The organism is Corynebacterium uberis (assembly GCF_020616335.1).
Lineage (GTDB): Bacteria > Actinomycetota > Actinomycetes > Mycobacteriales > Mycobacteriaceae > Corynebacterium > Corynebacterium uberis.
This window is the reverse complement of sequence record NZ_CP085051.1, coordinates 1768854-1785554: the sequence shown is the minus strand read 5'-3', so window position 1 is coordinate 1785554 and position 16701 is coordinate 1768854. Positions and strand designations below refer to the sequence as shown.

16 protein-coding genes are annotated in these 16701 nt (G+C 66.6%); 14 read left to right on the top strand and 2 right to left on the bottom strand.

The window, feature by feature from the left end:
• The first annotated feature begins 65 nt into the window (after window positions 1-65).
• The 14 genes from LH390_RS08185 (at window position 66) to LH390_RS08120 (ending at window position 15332) form a co-directional block, all read left to right on the top strand.
• Window positions 66-1898: an AMP-dependent synthetase/ligase gene (locus tag LH390_RS08185; protein ID WP_227281775.1), complete on the top strand. Its 1833-nt coding sequence runs from the start codon at window positions 66-68 to the stop codon at window positions 1896-1898.
• A gap of 161 nt (window positions 1899-2059) precedes the next feature.
• Window positions 2060-2740, top strand: a complete 681-nt coding sequence (locus tag LH390_RS08180) for a hypothetical protein (protein ID WP_227281776.1) — start codon at window positions 2060-2062, stop codon at window positions 2738-2740.
• 17 nt (window positions 2741-2757) lie between these two features.
• Window positions 2758-4002: a radical SAM family heme chaperone HemW gene (gene hemW / locus LH390_RS08175; RefSeq protein WP_227281778.1), complete on the top strand. Its 1245-nt coding sequence runs from the start codon at window positions 2758-2760 to the stop codon at window positions 4000-4002.
• Window positions 4003-4049: 47 nt separating this feature from the next.
• Complete coding sequence (gene hrcA / locus LH390_RS08170; RefSeq protein ID WP_227281779.1) at window positions 4050-5078, top strand: heat-inducible transcriptional repressor HrcA; 1029 nt, start codon at window positions 4050-4052, stop codon at window positions 5076-5078.
• A gap of 130 nt (window positions 5079-5208) precedes the next feature.
• Window positions 5209-6357: a molecular chaperone DnaJ gene (dnaJ, locus tag LH390_RS08165; RefSeq protein WP_227281780.1), complete on the top strand. Its 1149-nt coding sequence runs from the start codon at window positions 5209-5211 to the stop codon at window positions 6355-6357.
• On the top strand, window positions 6357-7136 hold the full coding sequence (locus tag LH390_RS08160; RefSeq protein WP_227281781.1) for a 16S rRNA (uracil(1498)-N(3))-methyltransferase: 780 nt from the start codon (window positions 6357-6359) through the stop codon (window positions 7134-7136). The genes dnaJ and LH390_RS08160 overlap by 1 nt, the downstream gene beginning before the upstream one ends.
• Before the next feature lie 156 nt (window positions 7137-7292).
• Complete coding sequence (locus tag LH390_RS08155) at window positions 7293-8288, top strand: PhoH family protein (protein WP_227324257.1); 996 nt, start codon at window positions 7293-7295, stop codon at window positions 8286-8288.
• A complete protein-coding gene (gene ybeY / locus LH390_RS08150) occupies window positions 8288-8890 on the top strand; it encodes an rRNA maturation RNase YbeY (protein ID WP_227281783.1) in 603 nt (200 codons plus the stop codon). Before LH390_RS08155 ends, ybeY begins: the two co-directional genes overlap by 1 nt.
• Window positions 8887-10200, top strand: coding sequence for a hemolysin family protein (locus LH390_RS08145; RefSeq protein WP_227281784.1), 1314 nt, complete (start codon window positions 8887-8889; stop codon window positions 10198-10200). Before ybeY ends, LH390_RS08145 begins: the two co-directional genes overlap by 4 nt.
• A gap of 371 nt (window positions 10201-10571) precedes the next feature.
• Window positions 10572-11420, top strand: coding sequence for a pyridoxal kinase PdxY (pdxY, locus tag LH390_RS08140; protein WP_227281785.1), 849 nt, complete (start codon window positions 10572-10574; stop codon window positions 11418-11420).
• A 133-nt stretch (window positions 11421-11553) separates the two neighbouring features.
• A complete protein-coding gene (era, locus tag LH390_RS08135; RefSeq protein WP_227281786.1) occupies window positions 11554-12471 on the top strand; it encodes a GTPase Era in 918 nt (305 codons plus the stop codon).
• A gap of 4 nt (window positions 12472-12475) precedes the next feature.
• Window positions 12476-13231 carry a DNA repair protein RecO gene (gene recO, locus LH390_RS08130; RefSeq protein WP_227281787.1) on the top strand — a complete coding sequence of 252 codons (756 nt, stop codon included), beginning with the start codon at window positions 12476-12478 and terminating at the stop codon, window positions 13229-13231.
• Window positions 13232-13249: 18 nt separating this feature from the next.
• Entirely contained in the window at window positions 13250-13987 is a 738-nt protein-coding gene (locus tag LH390_RS08125) for an isoprenyl transferase (RefSeq protein ID WP_227281788.1), read from the top strand.
• A gap of 181 nt (window positions 13988-14168) precedes the next feature.
• Window positions 14169-15332, top strand: coding sequence for a VIT1/CCC1 transporter family protein (locus tag LH390_RS08120; protein WP_227281789.1), 1164 nt, complete (start codon window positions 14169-14171; stop codon window positions 15330-15332).
• A gap of 30 nt (window positions 15333-15362) precedes the next feature.
• Here the strand turns inward: LH390_RS08120 and LH390_RS08115 are convergent, their stop codons facing one another.
• Both LH390_RS08115 and LH390_RS08110 read right to left on the bottom strand, forming a co-directional pair.
• Complete coding sequence (locus LH390_RS08115) at window positions 15363-15800, bottom strand: Fur family transcriptional regulator (RefSeq protein WP_227281790.1); 438 nt, start codon at window positions 15798-15800, stop codon at window positions 15363-15365.
• Between the two features lie 273 nt (window positions 15801-16073).
• Window positions 16074-16637: an ArsR/SmtB family transcription factor gene (locus LH390_RS08110; RefSeq protein WP_227281791.1), complete on the bottom strand. Its 564-nt coding sequence runs from the start codon at window positions 16635-16637 to the stop codon at window positions 16074-16076.
• Between the last annotated feature and the right edge of the window lie 64 nt (window positions 16638-16701).

The following is a 16701-nucleotide window of genomic DNA, read 5'->3' as shown; positions in this document are numbered from 1 at the left end:
ACCGCATCCGGGGCGGGGCCTTGACACAATCGCAACACCAGATTTGAGGAGCGTGAATCAGCCCAGTGCAGGAGTACACCACCCCCGCCGAATACGCCATCCACGAGGGCGAAAGCTGCGTGACGGCGCTGATCGATCACGTTAAGACCCGCCCGTGGGGAGTTCTATTTACCCGCCCCGCCAACTTTGAGTGGGTCAACGTCACCGCCCAAGAATTCCTTGATGAGGTCTTCGAGGTAGCCAAGGGATTCGTCGCCGCCGGCGTCAAGCCCGGGGATCGCATCGCCCTGCTGTCGGGCACCCGCTACGAGTGGAGCCTGCTGGACTTTGCCATCTGGGCCGCCGGCGCGGTCTCGGTGCCGATCTACCCGTCATCCTCGCCCTCCCAGGTGCAGTGGATGATCGAGGACTCCGGCGCCGTGTTTGCCATCACGGAATCCAAGGACCACACCGAGCTGATGAAGCACCTGGTCCTCCAAGACGGCGGGGAGCCCGCGCTCAAGGGCTCGCCCTCCCAACTGCGCCGCATCCTGGAGATCAACTCCGCGGCCATCGATACCCTCAAGTTCGAGGGGCGCGACGTGCCCACCACCGAGGTGACCACCCGCACCTACGGCGTGCACCTGGATGACCTGGCCTCCATCGTCTACACCTCCGGCACCACGGGCCGGCCCAAGGGCTGCATGCTCACGCACGGCAACTGGCTGTCCCAGGTGCGCGCCCTGCTGTCCCACCCCATCGGCCAGATCGCGGCCCCGGGACGCCGGGTGCTGACGTACCTGCCCTTGGCCCACGTGCTGGCCCGCGCGGTATCCCTGGCGTGCACCATCAACGGCATGACGCAGTCCCACTGGGGCGATACGCGCACCCTGACCGTGGAGCTGCAGCGCTCCCGCCCGAACCTGCTGTTAGGGGTCCCGCGCATTTTTGAAAAGGTGCGCAACGCGGCGGCCGCAAACGCGGCGGAGTCCGGGCCGCTGAAGAAGGCCGTCTTTGAGGCGGCCGAGCGCACGGCCATCGAATACTCCAAGGCGATGGATACCACGGAAGGCCCCGGCCGTGCCCTGCGCATGCAGCGCAAGGTCTATGACCGCCTGGTGTACTCCAAGATCAAGGAGGCCATCGGCGGGCACGTGTCCTATTGCATCAGCGGCGGCTCTCCGATTAGCCATGACCTGTCCCACTTCTTCCGCGGCCTCGGCGTGCCGGTGTATGAGGGCTACGGGCTCACAGAGACCTGTGCGGCTGCCGCGGTCGACTTTGAAGACCAGAAGATCGGCACCGTGGGCAAGCCGGTGGGCGGCATGTCCGCCAAGGTCAATGAGGACGGAGAGATCCTGCTGGCCGGGGCGTGCACCTTCAAGGGGTATTGGAAGAACGAGGAAGCGACCGCAGAGTCCATCGACCAAGACGGCTGGTATAACACCGGGGACCTTGGGGAGATCGATGAGTCCGGGCACATCACCATTACCGGACGCAAGAAGGACCTCATTGTCACCGCCGGTGGCAAGAACGTCTCCCCGGCGCCCCTGGAAGACATTTTGCGCTCCTACCCGCTGATCAGCCAGGCGCTGGTCGTCGGCGACGGCAAGCCCTTCATCGCCGTGCTGATCACCTTGGATGATGATGTGCTCTCCCGCTGGCGCCAGGACCGCAACATCCCGGACTCCACCCCGATCAAGGAGCTGGCTACGGATCCGGTGCTGCGCGCCGAAATTCAGGATGCCGTCAACAACGCCAATACCACCGTGTCGCATGCGGAGGCGATTAAGAAGTTCTACATCCTGGACCGGGACCTCACGGAGGAGGAAAACGAGCTGACCCCGACGCTGAAGGTCAAGCGCAACGTGGTCACCCAGCGGTATTCGGAGGAGATTGACAAGATTTACCGCCGCTAGCTACCCCCGCGCGGCGCGCCGCCGCCGGACCTGCTCACCGGTGTCCTAGAGTCGATGGCTGTTGGGGCCGCACTGGCCTTCATGGTTCATCGTCAGCGTGGCCACAGCGCTTGTGTGCGCGCGCCACAGGTTCTCGGCAGGGAAGGGAGCAGCACACGCATATGCATCGCATCGCCGCTGAGCTGCGCCACAGGGAGCTTACTCAGGAGCTCTATGACATTGGCGATGAAGTAGCCACCTACCTAGACAACCTCGAAGAGGCCATCGCCGATTATGACGCCGAGCTCGTCGAGGATTGCCTCACCGAGCTGGCAGACATCATTGATGACGCCCGGGTGGACGCCCGCGTCGCCTTAGGGGAGTTGCTGGGCCTGCGCCAGGCGCTGACCACGGGGGTGCGCGCCGGGGTGCTCAGCGCCCGCACGCACACCACCGCACCGCTGCCGCGCCCCCGGCCGCTGGACTGTGCCGAGCTTGAGGCGGCCTACCCACTCGAAGATTCGCCGATCATCGTCGCCGAACTGGCCGGGGCGCTCGAGGGGCGCACCCAGGCCGTGCGGGAGCGGCTGACAGCATATGCGGCGTGGATTCTGCAACAGACGGACGCGTGCGCCACGGACCTGGAGTCTGTGGCCTTGCCGCACCAGGTGCGCGCCCTGGGCGAGGACGCGGCGACGACCGCCCGCGCATGGCTGGTATCGGTCGCGCAGGCGCACCCGGCGTATGCGCGGGCGATGCGGGGATCCCGCCCGCCGGCATTTTTGGGGGAGCGCGCGTGGATCGACGGGGTGATCGCGCGGATTAAGGCCCGCCGTTCGGCTGATTCGGGGGCGGCAAGCTAGCCTGGGACACAATAGTTATGTCCCTTCACACTGATGCTGCCCCGGCCGTGCCGCAGATCCTGCGCACGGGCCCTACTGATTCCCAGCGCCGCGCACTGCTCGCGGCGCCTTTTGGCGTGTACGTCCACGTCCCGTTTTGTGCCGCGCGCTGCGGGTACTGCGACTTTAATACCTACACTCCCGGCGAGCTCGGGGGCGCTGCGTCCCCGGAGTCCTACCTTGAGGCGCTGTGCCAGGAGTTGGAGCAGGCGGCGCGGACGTGCGCGCAGTGGGGGATGCTGCGCCCGGCGGATACGGTGTTTGTGGGCGGCGGGACGCCGTCGCTGCTGGGGGCGGATGGTTTGGGCAAGTTGCTTTCTGCGGTGCGGGATTCCTTTGGCCTGGCCCCGGGTGCGGAGGTGACCACGGAGTCTAACCCGGAGTCCACCTCGCCGGAGTTTTTTGCCCGGCTGCGCGACTACGGCTTTACCCGGGTGTCGCTGGGCCTCCAGTCGGTGGCCCCGCACGTGCTGGCGGTACTGGAGCGCCGCCACACGCCGGGGCGCGCGCTCGCGGCGGCGCGCGAGGCCCTGGCTGCCGGGTTCAAACACGTCAACCTGGATATGATCTACGGCACGCCGGGGGAGCGCGATGCGGATGTGGCGGCCACGGTAGAGGCGATCCTGGAGACAGGGGTGGATCACGTCTCCGCGTATTCGCTCATCGTTGAAGACGGCACACGCATGGCCCGGAAGGTGCGCACCGGCCAGCTTCCAGCCCCGGATGAGGATGTGCTGGCGCGCCGCTTCGAGCTTATCGACGCCGCCCTGGCCGCTGCAGGCATGGACTGGTACGAGGTATCCAACTGGGCGCGCCCTGGCGGTGCCTGCCGGCACAATGAGATCTACTGGGTGGATGGCAACTGGTGGGGCGCGGGCCCGGGTGCGCATTCGCACCTGGGCGATGAACGCTTTTTCAACGTCAAGCACCCGGCGACCTATGCGCGCGCCGTGGCGGCGGGGCAGTGGCCGATCAAGGATTCGGAAGTGCTTTCTGCCGCGGACCGCCACACCGAGGCGGTCATGCTGGGCCTGCGGCTCAAGGAGGGGATCCCGGAGTCCTGGATCCGTGGTGGGGGACGGGAGGTGGTGGGCCGTTACGTGGCGCGCGGGCTGCTGCACCGGGGCGTCGATAAGCGGGGAACCCCCCGGGTGGCGGTGACGGATGCCGGTCGGCTGCTTGCCGATGGCATCATCACAGATATCCTGGTTGCAGAAGAATAGGGAAGTTCACGTGGCCATTTGTTTAGGGAGGTGCCTGACTCTTCGCCATGGCTGGATCGACTGCACAGCGGCGCGCCAAGGTGCTGCGCGCCATCGTCGCTGACTACATCGCCTCACAGGAACCGGTGGGCTCCAAGGCGCTGCTGGAGCGCCACAAGCTTGACGTGTCCTCGGCGACCATCCGCAATGACATGGCGGTGCTGGAGTCGGAGGGCTACATCCAGCAGCAGCACGCTAGCTCGGGGCGGATTCCCACCGAAAAGGGCTACCGCAGTTTTGTTGATGCCATCCATGACATCAAGCCGCTGTCCATGCCGGAACGCCGCGCTATTTTGTCCTTCCTGGAAAAGGGCGTGGACTTAGAGGACGTGTTGCGCCGGGCGGTGCAGCTGCTCAGCCAGCTCACCCGCCAGGCTGCGATGGTGCAGCTGCCCAACCTGACGGTGTCCCGGGTCAAGCACTGTGAGGTGGTGCCGCTGTCCCCGGTGCGACTGCTGCTCGTGCTGATTACTGATACCGGCCGGGTGGACCAGCGCAACGTGGAGCTCGGCGAGCTGGTCGACGATGAGCAGGTTGCCCGGCTGCGGGACCTGCTCAACGCCGCGCTGGTGGGGCGCACGGTCACGGAGGCCTCTGCGGCGCTCGCGGACCTCGTGGTTACCTCCAGCCCGGAGATGCGCTCCCTGGTGGTGCGCGCCTCCACGGTGCTTATTGAAACCCTGGTGGAACAACCCAGCGACCGGCTCATCCTGGCGGGCACCTCGAACCTCACCCGGATTGCCTATGACCTGCCGGAGAACCTGCCCATGGTGCTCGACGCCCTGGAGGAACAGGTCACGGTGCTGCGGCTGCTCTCGGCGGTGCCGGACCTGGGCAACGTCAACGTGCTGATCGGCGAGGAAAATGAGAATGAGCAGTTCCACTCCGCCGCGGTGGTGACTACGGCCTACGGCGCTGATGGGGCCTCCCTTGGCGGGTTGGGCGTGGTGGGCCCCACGTACATGGATTACACGGGAACAATTTCTAAGGTGTCCGCCGTTGCTTCTTATGTCAGCCGGGTGCTCGGCGGGGAATAGCCTGACAGCATCCTGAGGCGCTAGACTATGTCAACTTTGTGACCCATTCGTTGCCCGGGCGTGTTTCTGGCGCCCGGCGTTGGTGCGGTGGACGTGACTGCACAACTGCTAGAGGGAGACGCTTTCTACTGTGGCTCGTGATTATTACGGCATCCTAGGGGTGGACCAGTCCGCCTCCGAGCAGGAGATTAAGAAGGCCTATCGCAGGCTGGCTCGCAAGTACCATCCGGATGTCAACCCCTCTGCGGAGGCCGCGGAGAAGTTTCGGGAGATCTCCCAGGCCCAGGAGGTGCTCACGGATCCACAGAAGCGGCGCATCGTGGATATGGGGGGTGACCCGCTGGCGCAGCCCGGTGCCGGTGGCGGCGCGGATGGCTTTGGTGGCTTTGGTGGCTTCGGCGGGTCGAACCTGGGCGATATCTTTGAGGCCTTCTTCGGCGGTGCCGGTGGAGGCCGCGGTCCGCGTTCCCGCGTGCAGCCGGGCAATGATGCGGTGCTCAAGGCGGCCATCAGCCTGGAGGATGCGTATAACGGCGTGGAATATGAGGCGACGGTGGACACCGCCGTGTTGTGCGAGCACTGTCAGGGTTCGGGCTCGGAGTCCAAGTCCGCGCCGGTGACGTGCACGCAGTGTCACGGCTCCGGTGAGGTCCAGGAGGTGCAGCGCTCCTTCCTGGGCAATGTCATGACCTCGCGCCCCTGCCCGCGGTGCAGCGGCTTCGGGGAGATTATTACGGACCCGTGCAGCCGGTGCGATGGCGAAGGCAGGGTGCGCAAGCGCCACGATCTCACCGTGACCATCCCCGCGGGCATTGCGGATGGCATGCGCATCCGCATGAGCGGTGCCGGCGAGGTGGGCCACGGCGGCGGGCCGGCCGGGGACCTCTACGTGGAGGTGGCGGTCAAGGCCCACCCGATTTTTGAGCGCGAGGGCTCTGACCTGCGCTGCACGGTCCGCGTACCCATGGTCGATGCCGCCTTAGGCACCACGGTGACCATGGAATCCCTGGCCGGGCAGACCCTGGAGTTAAACGTGGATCCGGGCACCCAGCCGGGCAGCCACCTGCGGGTGTCCGGCGCCGGCATGCCCAAGTTGCGTGCGGAAGGCCACGGCGATCTCATCGCCGACGTTGACGTGCTGGTGCCCACGGACATGGACCAGCGCACCCGCGATCTGCTGACCAAGATCCGGGATCACCGCCACGAGGAATCCGGGGTGGTATCGGAGTCGGGCGGGGAGTCCATCTTTGACCGGCTGCGCAACAGGTTCCGGCGCTAATGTCCCTGCCGGTTTTCCTCGCCCCGCCGCCGCTGCCCGCCCTGGGCGAGCAGGCGGAACTGTCCGGCCCGGAGGCACGCCACGCCGTCACCGTCAAGCGCGTGCGCGCCGGCGAGCACATTGAGCTTATCGACGCCGCCGGCACCCGCGCGCGCGTGCGCGTCACCGCCACCGAGGGCAAGGATCGCCTCTTCGGCGTGGTCGAGCACCGCACCGTCGAGGAGCCCCCGACGCCCACCGTCACGGTGATTCAGGCCCTTCCCAAGGCGGAGCGCTCCGAGCTGGCCGTCGACCTGGCCTGCCAGGGCGGGGCAGATGAGATCATCCCGTGGCAGGCGCACCGGTGCGTGGCCAAGTGGTCCGGCCCCAAGCAGGACAAGGGGCGGGCGAAGTGGCAGGCCGCGGCGGTGGCGGCGGCCAAGCAGGCGCGGCGCGCCCGGGTACCGCACATCGGAGAGGTTCTGGATACCGCCGGGGTGGCGCGGCTGTTACGGGATGCGGGGGTCGGCGCGGATGCTGCCGGATCCCCCACGACGGTGGCTTTGCTGCTGCATGAGGATCCGCAGGTGGCCACCCGGCGTTTCGCGCAGGTGGACCTGAGCGCGGCGCGCCAGATTTTTCTCCTCGTTGGCCCGGAGGGCGGCATTGGCGCGCAGGAGGCGGCGGAGTTGGTTGCGGCCGGGGCGCAGTGCGTGCGCCTGGGACCGGAGGTGTTGCGCACCGCCACCGCGGCGATGGTGGCACTTGCGGCCATCGGCGTGACCACCGGCCGCTGGTAGGATCCCGAACCAGAGGATTACCTGCGGTTGGCAGGGGTTTTCCCTGGCTGCTCGGCAGCGTCCGGCCAGGGCTGACAAGCCCGGGGACGTCCCGGGGGTTGTTCCGGGTGTGTCCCGGGTACATGAACACAAAGAAAGGTAGGCGGGTAGGAGCCCGTGACAGTTTCCAAGGCGGCGACACCGGTAGTCTCTGCGACGGTGGACCTTGATCAGTCCGTGGCGCACCAGGTGCTCGGGGTGACCGACGCGCACATCAAGGTCCTGGCCAACCGCATTGATTGTGACTTTTTTGCCCGCGGCAACCAGGTCCGCCTCATCGGCCCCGGCCATGAGGTCCAGCGCGCAAAGAGAGCGCTCGCGGAGCTTGAGTCCGCCGCGCGGTGGGGCCAGGTGCTCACCCCCGATGCGGTGGCCCACACCGTTGATATTGTCACCGCGGAGGCCCCGGAATCTGCGGCGCATATCTTAAGCAGCAGCATTGTTGCGCGCCGGGGGAAGGTGATCCGCCCCAAGACGGCCGGACAGTCGGCCTACGTGGATGCCATTGACGCCAACACGGTGGTCTTTGGCATCGGCCCGGCGGGCTCCGGGAAGACGTACCTGGCGATGGCCAAGGCCGTCCAGGCGTTGCAGGCCAAGGAGGTCTCCCGGATCATTTTGACCCGCCCCGCGGTGGAGGCCGGGGAGAAGCTGGGATTCTTGCCCGGCACGTTGGGCGAGAAGATTGACCCGTATCTGCGCCCGCTGCATGACGCGTTGCGTGACATGGTGGAGCCGGAGTCCATTCCTAAGCTCATGAAGGCCGGGATTATCGAGGTCGCCCCGCTGGCTTACATGCGGGGGCGGACGCTGAGCAATTCTTTTGTCATCCTCGACGAGGCGCAAAACACCACCGCCGAGCAGATGAAGATGTTCCTCACCCGCCTGGGGTTCGGGTCCAAGATGGTGGTCACCGGGGATATCACGCAGATTGATCTTCCCGGCGGGGCCCGTTCGGGCCTGCGGCAGGTCCGCCAGATCTTGCGCGGGGTACCAGATGTGCATTTTGCGGAATTGAGCAGCGCCGATGTGGTGCGCCATGCGCTCGTGGGGCGCATTGTGGAGGCCTATGATGCCTTCGGCGCCGCCCAGGCGAAAAAGGAGCGTGGCTAGTGTCTATCGAGGTGTTCAACGAGTCCGGCTACCCGGGGGTCAACGAGGAGATGCTTATCGACGTCGCCTCCTACGCCCTGGCACGGATGGACATCCATCCGGCGGCCGAGGCCTCCCTCCACATCGTGGATCAGGCGACCATCGCGGACCTGCACGTGCGCTGGATGGACCTGGAGGGTCCCACCGACGTGATGAGCTTCCCCATGGATGAGCTCACGCCGGGTACCCCGGGCGGGCGGCCGGACGCCGCCGACCCCGGCCCCGCGATGCTTGGTGATATTGTGCTGTGCCCTGAGTTTGCCAAGCGGCAGGCAGATGCGGCTGGCCATGACCTCGCCCACGAGCTCGCCCTGCTCACCGTCCACGGCTGCCTGCATTTGTTGGGTTATGACCATGCCACCGCCGCGCAGGAGCGGGAGATGTTTGCGCTGCAAAATGAGCTGTTGGCGGACTGGTACGACGACGCCGCGGCGCGGGGCCGCAGCTACCAGCCCAAGCCGTCCGGGGCGAAGGCCTTCCCCAGCGCTGCGGAGCGCGCCGCGCTGGATAAGGAGGTTCCCGGGGGTGGGATCCCCGCGCTTGGCCAGCCGGAGCAGCAGTGACCACCGCCGTCCAGGTCCTCATTGTTCTTGCCGCACTGGTGGTCGCCGGTGCGCTGGGGACCACAGAATCGGCCGTGTCCAGCATCTCCCGGGCGCGGGTGGAGCAGCTTGCGGCGCAGGAGCGCCCGGGGGCGACGCGGCTGTTGGCCGTGCTGGAGCGCCGGGCGGATCACGTGACGGTACTGGTGCTGCTTCAGCACGTTTTGCAAGCCACCGCCGCGGTGTTTGCCACAGCCGTGGCCATGTCCCTGATCGCGCAGCCATCGTGGGCGTTTGCCGCGGCGATCATCGTGGTCTCCGTTCTGGTGTTCGTGGTGGTGGGGGTCTTCGCCCGCACGATCGGGCGGCGCAACCCCTATAGCGTGGGGCTGCGCAGCGCGTTGGTGCTGGGGGTGATCAATAAGATCCTCGGCCCGCTGTCCCGGCTGCTCATCCGCGTGGGCAACGTGCTGGCCCCGGGTCAGGGCTTCCGCTCCGGGCCCTATGCCACGGAGGTGGAGCTGCGGGAGATGGTGGACATCGCGCAAGAACATGGCGTGGTGGAGCTGCAAGAGCGGCGCATGATCCAGAACATCTTCGATCTGGCCTCGACCACGGCGCGCCAGGTCATGGTGCCGCGCCCAGAGATGATCTGGATTGAGGCTGACAAGACCGCGGGCCAGGCGACGAGCCTGTGCGTGCGCTCGGGGCACTCCCGTATCCCGGTGATGGGGGAGAATATTGATGACGTAGTGGGGGTGGTCTACCTCAAGGATCTGGTGGCACAGACCTATCACATGCCGGACGGGGGACGCTCGGTGCGCGTGGCCCAGGTGATGCGCGAGGCGGAGTTCGTGCCGGACTCCAAGCCGCTTGATGCGGTGCTTCATGACATGCAGCGCAGCCACAACCACGTGGCCATCCTCGTCGATGAGTACGGCGCGATCGCGGGCATGATCTCCATGGAAGACGTCCTCGAAGAGATCGTGGGGGAGATCGCCGACGAGTATGACGTCGGCGAGGAGGCCCCGGTGGAGTTCCTGGGGCAGCGCCGGTTCCGAGTGGTTGCCCGGACCTCTTTGGAGGACCTAGGCGATGCGATCGAGGACTATCTGGGCGAGAAGCTGGAGCTCAGCGACGACGTCACCGATCAGGTAGACACCGTGGCGGGGTTGATTGCCTACGCCAAGGGCCGGGTGCCGCTGCCGGGCTCTGAGGTGGATATTGAGTCCCTGCACCTGCGGGCAGAGGGCGGGCATGATCGGCGCGGACGCGTGGCGGTGCGCCACGTGATCGTCGATGTGGCGGAGCCGGAGCCGGAGGAAGACTAAGCAAGACTCCACGCCGCAGGCCGCCTAGACCTTCTGGGCGTCCTGCGGCTTTTTAATGTGAATAGTACAGCCGTACTATAGCGTTATTACCTATGCGATGCTACGAAAATGTGGATTGCTAAAAACATATTCCGCATGAATTATGGTGAGAATATTCGTGTTATTCACGGCGGGATCGCGGCCAGATTAGGGCTGATAAAAGGTTTTAGTGCCCCGTCTTTTCGGGAGCGCAATAGTGTCAATGCGGCACGGCCATACCGCGCCCTTGAGGCACGCGTCTCCGGGATCGGGGCCGGCGGCGCATATGCGTGCGTTCTCCTGGGAAGGGCCGTCCTTGCTTGAGTGCCCGCGGCTGGTTCATGATGGACACCGTGACTATCCTTTCGATCCAATCTGCCGTGGCCTATGGGCACGTGGGCAACTCCGCGGCCACATTCCCCCTCCAGCGCGCCGGGCATGAAGTCTGGCCGGTGTACACGGTCAACTACTCCAACCACACCGGCTACGGGGCATGGCGCGGGCCGAACATCCCGGCCGCAGACGTGGCGCAGATCATCCAGGGGGTAGAAGAGCGCGGAGCATTTGAGCAGGTAGACGCCGTGCTGTCCGGGTATCAGGGCGGGGCGGACATCGCGGCGGTCATCGTCGATGCCGTCGCCCGCGTCAAGGCGGCAAACCCGCAGGCCATCTATGCCTGCGATCCGGTGATGGGCAACGCCAAGTCCGGCTGCCACGTGGACGATTCCATCCCGCCGCTGCTGCGCGACACCGTGGTGCCGGTCGCCGACGTGATCACCCCCAACCAGTTTGAGCTGGGTTTTCTTACCGGAACCGCCCCCGATGACTTGAGCTCCACGCTGCGCGCCGTCGAGCTGGCCCAGGCCATGGGGCCGCGCACGGTGCTGGTGACCTCCGTGGAGCGTCCGGATCGCCCGGAGGGGACGATCGAGATGCTTGCCGCCGATGACTCGCAGGCCCTTCTGGTCCAAACGCCCTACCTGCCGTTCAAGCGCAACGGCTCCGGCGATGTGACTGCGGCGTTGTTTACCGGCCACCTGGTCTCCGGCGCGAGTCTGCGCGATGCTCTGGAGGCCACCGCGTCGAGCGTCTTTGATTTGCTTGAGGCCACCTACCGTGCAGATTCCCCGGAGTTGGAGCTGGTGGCGGCGCAGGACTACTACGCCCAGCCGCGCAGGCAATTTAGCGCCCGCGCGCTGTAGCCGCCGCAGCCAGCACCCCCGCGGCCAGCACCCGCAGGCGCGCCCAGGCGCGGGGCGGACGGTGCGGGTGGGGGCCTCGGTGCGGGAGGTGGGGCGTCGAAAAGCGTATGAGGTGCCGGGTAGAGTGTGAGGGGTGAATTCCACTGATACCCCGCAGGGGTTCCGCTCTGGTTTTGTTAGCTTTGTGGGCCGGCCCAACACCGGCAAGTCCACGCTGACTAACGCCCTGGTGGGGCAGAAGATCGCCATTACGGCCAACCAGCCGGAGACGACCCGCCACCCGATCCGCGGCATCGTGCACCGCCCTGATGGCCAGCTCATCGTCGTGGATACGCCGGGGCTGCACCGCCCGCGCACCCTGCTGGGCGAGCGGCTCAACGCGGTGGTCAAGGATACCTATGCTGACGTGGATGTCATCGGGTTGACCATCCCGGCCGATGAGGCGATCGGGCCGGGCGACCGGTGGATTCTAGACAACGTGCGCTCCATCGCCCCGCGGACGCCCATCGTGGGGATTGTGACCAAGCTGGACAAGGTGAGCAAGGATCAGGTGGGCGCGCAGCTGGTGGCGCTGGCGGAGCTGTTGGGGCCAGATAGTGAGGTTGTGCCGGTCAGCGCGGCGGACGGCACCCAGGTCGATGTGCTGGCGGATGTGCTCACCGGGCTGCTCCCGGAGGGGCCCAAGTTCTACCCGGATGACCACATCACCGATGATGACACGCCCACCCGCATCGCCGAACTCATCCGCGAGGCCGCGCTGTCCGGGCTTAAAGATGAGCTACCGCACTCCGTGGCGGTGGAAGTCGATGAGATCCTGCCGGATCGGGAGCGCGAGGGCGTCACGGACGTGCACGCCATCATCTACGTGGAGCGTCCGGGGCAAAAGAGCATCATCATTGGCCACGGCGGGCAGCGCATGGGTCGGATCATCCACCAGGCCCGCCGGCAGATCATTGACCTGCTGGACACCAATGTCTACCTTGACCTGCGCATCAAGGTGCTGCGCAACTGGCAGTCTGACCCCAAGGCGCTGGGAAGGCTCGGCTTCTAGCACCGTGGCCCGCCGCGAGAGCTTCCGGGATCGCGCGCTGGTCCTGCGCACCTATGATTTCGCTGAGGCGGACCGCATTGTTGTCCTGCTGACCCGCGACCACGGGATCGTCCGGGCTGTGGCCAAGGGGGTGCGCCGGGCCCGGTCCCGCTTTGGCTCCCGCGTCCAGCTCTTCGTCGACCTGGACGTCAACCTGTATGCCGGGCGCAACCTGGCCACCATCACCGCGGCGGATACCGTCACCTACTTTGGCTCCGGGATCATTGAGCGCTATGAAACCTACGCGGCGGCCTGCGCCGTGCTCGAATCGGCGGAGCGGATAGCGCCGGCAGAAACCGGGGCGGACCCCTACCTGTACACCGCCGTGTGCACCACCCTGGCTCGCCTCCAGCGGGCCCCGGATCCGGACCTGGTGCTCATCGCTTTTCTGCTCCAGGCCATGGGGCATGCGGGCTGGGCGCTGAGCCTGTTTAACTGCGCCTCCTGCGGCGCCCGCGGACCCCACCATGCGTTTCATCCCGGTGCGGGCGGCGCCGTGTGCGTGCACTGCCGGCCCCCGGGCGCGGCGGAGGTAGATCCGCAGGTCCTGCACCTGATGTGGCTGCTGGCCCAGGACAGCCTCGACGCGGCGCGGGAGCTGATCGCCACCAGCGCGGCGGGGCCCTCGCTTCTCGACGCCGCCCACCGCCTCACCGCGGCACACGTACGCTGGCACCTCGAACGCACCGTCCGCGCCTTTGACGTGTTTAGCCGCGGCTAAAGGTGGCACAATGGTGGGGTGGATAACACCCTGACGCCTCCGGATATTCCCGCCGAGTTCCTGCCCCGGCACATCGCCCTGGTCATGGACGGCAACGGCCGCTGGGCTCAGCAGCGCGGCATGAACCGCACCGAGGGCCACAAGCGCGGCGAAGCCGTCCTCATGGAGGCCGTCGATGCGTGCCTGGCCATGGGGGTGCCCTACCTGTCCGCCTATGCGTTTTCCACCGAAAACTGGCGGCGCAGCGCAGACGAGGTCCGCTTCCTCATGGGCTTTTCCCGGGACGTGTTGCGCCGGGAGCGTGACATCCTGCACTCCAAGAACGTGCGCATCCGCTGGGCGGGGCGGCGCCCCAGGTTGTGGCGCTCCGTTATCCGCGAGCTTGAGGCGGCCGAAGAACTGACCCGCAACAACACCGCCATGACGCTGGTCATGTGCGTCAACTACGGCGGCCGCGCCGAAATCCTCGACGCCACGCGCGCGCTGGCGCAGCAGGTAGCCCACGGCACGCTGCGCCCGGACCAGATCACTGAGGGCCACCTCGCAGCGGCGATGTATGACCCGGACATGCCGGACGTGGACCTGTTCTTGCGCCCCTCCGGGGAGAAGCGCACCTCCAACTTCCTTTTGTGGCAGTCGGCCTACGCGGAGCTGGTCTTCCAGGACAAGCTCTTCCCGGACTACACGGCCGAGGACCTGTTCCGCGCGGTCGAGGAATACGCCCGCCGGGATCGCCGCTTCGGGGGCACGCGCTAGCTGCGGCGCAGGGGCCCGCGCCAGGCGGTGCCGCGCAGGTGCGCATCGTTCCTGGTGGTTTCTCATGGGTGCTGGCCTGTGCCCACCGTGAGCCCGCAGCGGGGTCTTCCCAGGTGGCCGCCTGCCGGGTAGAGTCAGATGCGTTTGCCCCCCGGTCCACCTTTTCGCGGAAAGGACGCGCGTGAACGACCACGACCATCCCGGCGCCCAGCCGGGCGGCTCTCCAGATGGCCAGCCACACAGCTCGCAGCCTGGCGCAGCCAACCAACCGACCCGGTCACAGGTCAAGCGGTGGCGGCGCTACCTAGCCAACGAGCGCGCGGAGGCCGCCGTCTACCGGGAACTGGCCCACAACAAGACCGGCGAGGAGCGCGAAATCCTGCTGCGCCTGGCAGAGGCAGAAACGCGCCACGAGTCCTATTGGCACGACAAGCTGGGCGAATACGTGGGCATGCCCCGGCAGCCCTCCCTGGCTACCCGCTTTATGGGGCTGCTCGCCCGGCGCTTCGGTTCCGTCTTTGTCCTGGCCATGATGCAGACCGCGGAAACCCGAACCCCGTATGTGACCGATGAGGACGCCTCCGCGCAGATCGCCGCCGATGAGCGCATCCACGCCGAGGTGGTGCGCGGGCTGGCCAGCCGCGGGCGCGAGTCCATGTCCGGCGATTTTCGGGCGGCGGTGTTCGGCGCCAACGATGGCCTGGTGTCCAACCTTGCGCTTGTGCTGGGTGTGCTCGGCTCGGGGATGAGCAGCAACGTCGTGCTGCTCACCGGGGTCAGCGGCCTGCTGTCCGGGGCACTGTCCATGGCCGCCGGAGAATACATCTCCGTGCGCTCCCAGACCGAGCTTTTAGAGGCCTCTACGCCCCACCCCAAGACCTACGCGGTGGTCTCCGAGCTGGACGTAGATGCCAATGAGCTGGCGCTGGTCTACCGGGCCCGCGGCATGGATCGCGCCGCAGCGGAGCAGCGCGCCCGCGAGGCATTTGAGCGTATCGACGCCGCCGGCGCCGCGGAGGCCGCCACCGACGGGCTCGGCGGCTGGGACGCTGCCGCCGCGGCCGGCACGTCTAACCCGTGGACCGCGGCGCTGTCGAGCTTCCTGTGCTTTGCCTCCGGCGCGCTGGTGCCGGTGCTGCCATTCCTCTTCGGGGCGGGCACCACCGTGGGGGCCATCGTTGCGGTGGTGCTGGTCTCCCTGGCGCTGATGTTTACCGGGGGCTTAACCGGCGTGCTGTCCGGAAAGCCGCCGCTGGTGCGCGCTGTGCGCCAGCTTGCCATCGGCCTGGGCGCCGCGGGGGTGACGTGGGCTCTGGGCCGCGCTTTCGGGGCGATCGTCGGCTAGCTACCTCAGGGCGGCTCGCCGTGGGGGCGCCTATTTGTCCTCGCCGCGATCCGTGCCTTGGCACGCCGGGCAGAGGCCGTAGATCTCTGCGTCATGGCCGGTCAGGGTGTAGCCGTGGGCGTCTGCCACGCTGCGCGCCCAGGCTTCCACGGGCCCGCCATCAATTTCTTCGGTCTTTCCGCAGCGGGAGCACACCAGGTGGTGATGGTGATCATCGGTGATGCAGTGCCGGTAGAGCGTCTGCCCGGAAGACATGGTCAATACGTCTACTGCCTCCACGTCTGCGAGGCCTTGGAGCGTGCGATAGACGGTGGTCAGGCCAACCTTGTGGCCGCGCTCCTCCAGCTCGTCGTGGATGGTCTTGGCAGAAGAGAAGGTGTCCAGGTCTAGCAGGACGTCAATGACGGCGGCGCGCTGCTTGGTATTGCGAGCGCCAAACTTAGGAAGATCCGGGGTAACCGGTGTCATGATGGGCAACCTTTCTCGTCGGCGGAGATGCGCGCGTTTCGGGGTAGCGCAGGACCACGTGTGCGAGTGGCCGGCCACCGCGGGGGCGCGTCGACGCTTCCGGCCCATTGTAGGGGTGGGTTGCAGTCGGTGGGCAACTATGCAGGCAACCCGCCGGGCTGGGCACACAGGATGGTGCCCTGCCGTGCGCTCCGGGTCGCGGACCCGTGAGCTGCGAATAGCCACCGATGGCGGCAGGCATGCCGGGGTGGGGTGGCGGGCGCTGAGGGCCGTTTAGAGGCCCTGTCCTGGGGCATTGCGGGTGCGCAGGGGAGAGGGGTTGTCCGCGTGATCGTTGCTGGTGCTCAGCGTCAATGCTGCGGGGCGCCCGGCCATGGCGTCGCCGGCGTCTTCGGCGAGCGGGCCGTGCTGGTTGGGGTGGGTTGGTGTGCTGCTACGTTGCGTGTCTAAGGAAATCACCGGGGAGGCGTGGGCATTGTGCTGCGGCGCAAGCCCAGGTTCGGGGCCGGGCCCTTCGCTGGGTAGCTGGTGAATGGCCGCAATGAGGGCGCGCGCTTGGTCTATGAGCTGGATGACGGTGGGGTGAACTAGTCGGTAGATCACCTCGCGTCCGTGCCGCTCAGATTCTACGATGCCACTGCGTTTGAGCACTTTGAGGTGCTGGCTGATCAATGGTTGGGACTTTCCTAACGCCCGAACCAGTTCGTGGACAAAATGATCGCCATTGTTGAGCAGTTCGATGATTCGGATTCGTAGTTCTGAATCAAGTGCTCCGAAGAGTGCGGCAGTGCGCCGTGACTCAATCTCGGAGGGGCTCTTGTCTTGTGTGGTAGCCATGGGACTCTATTCGTCGCTGCTTAGTGGGGAACAACCTGCACTAGTATAGACCAAATACGGGGGA

Coding starts and splice junctions, on each gene's coding strand:
- LH390_RS08180 (WP_227281776.1), top strand. CDS start 2,060: ATGCATCGCATCGCCGCTGAGCTGCGCCACAGGGAGCTTACTCAGGAG.
- hemW (WP_227281778.1), top strand. CDS start 2,758: ATGTCCCTTCACACTGATGCTGCCCCGGCCGTGCCGCAGATCCTGCGC.
- hrcA (WP_227281779.1), top strand. CDS start 4,050: ATGGCTGGATCGACTGCACAGCGGCGCGCCAAGGTGCTGCGCGCCATC.
- LH390_RS08160 (WP_227281781.1), top strand. CDS start 6,357: ATGTCCCTGCCGGTTTTCCTCGCCCCGCCGCCGCTGCCCGCCCTGGGC.
- LH390_RS08115 (WP_227281790.1), bottom strand. CDS start 15,800: ATGACACCGGTTACCCCGGATCTTCCTAAGTTTGGCGCTCGCAATACC.
- LH390_RS08110 (WP_227281791.1), bottom strand. CDS start 16,637: ATGGCTACCACACAAGACAAGAGCCCCTCCGAGATTGAGTCACGGCGC.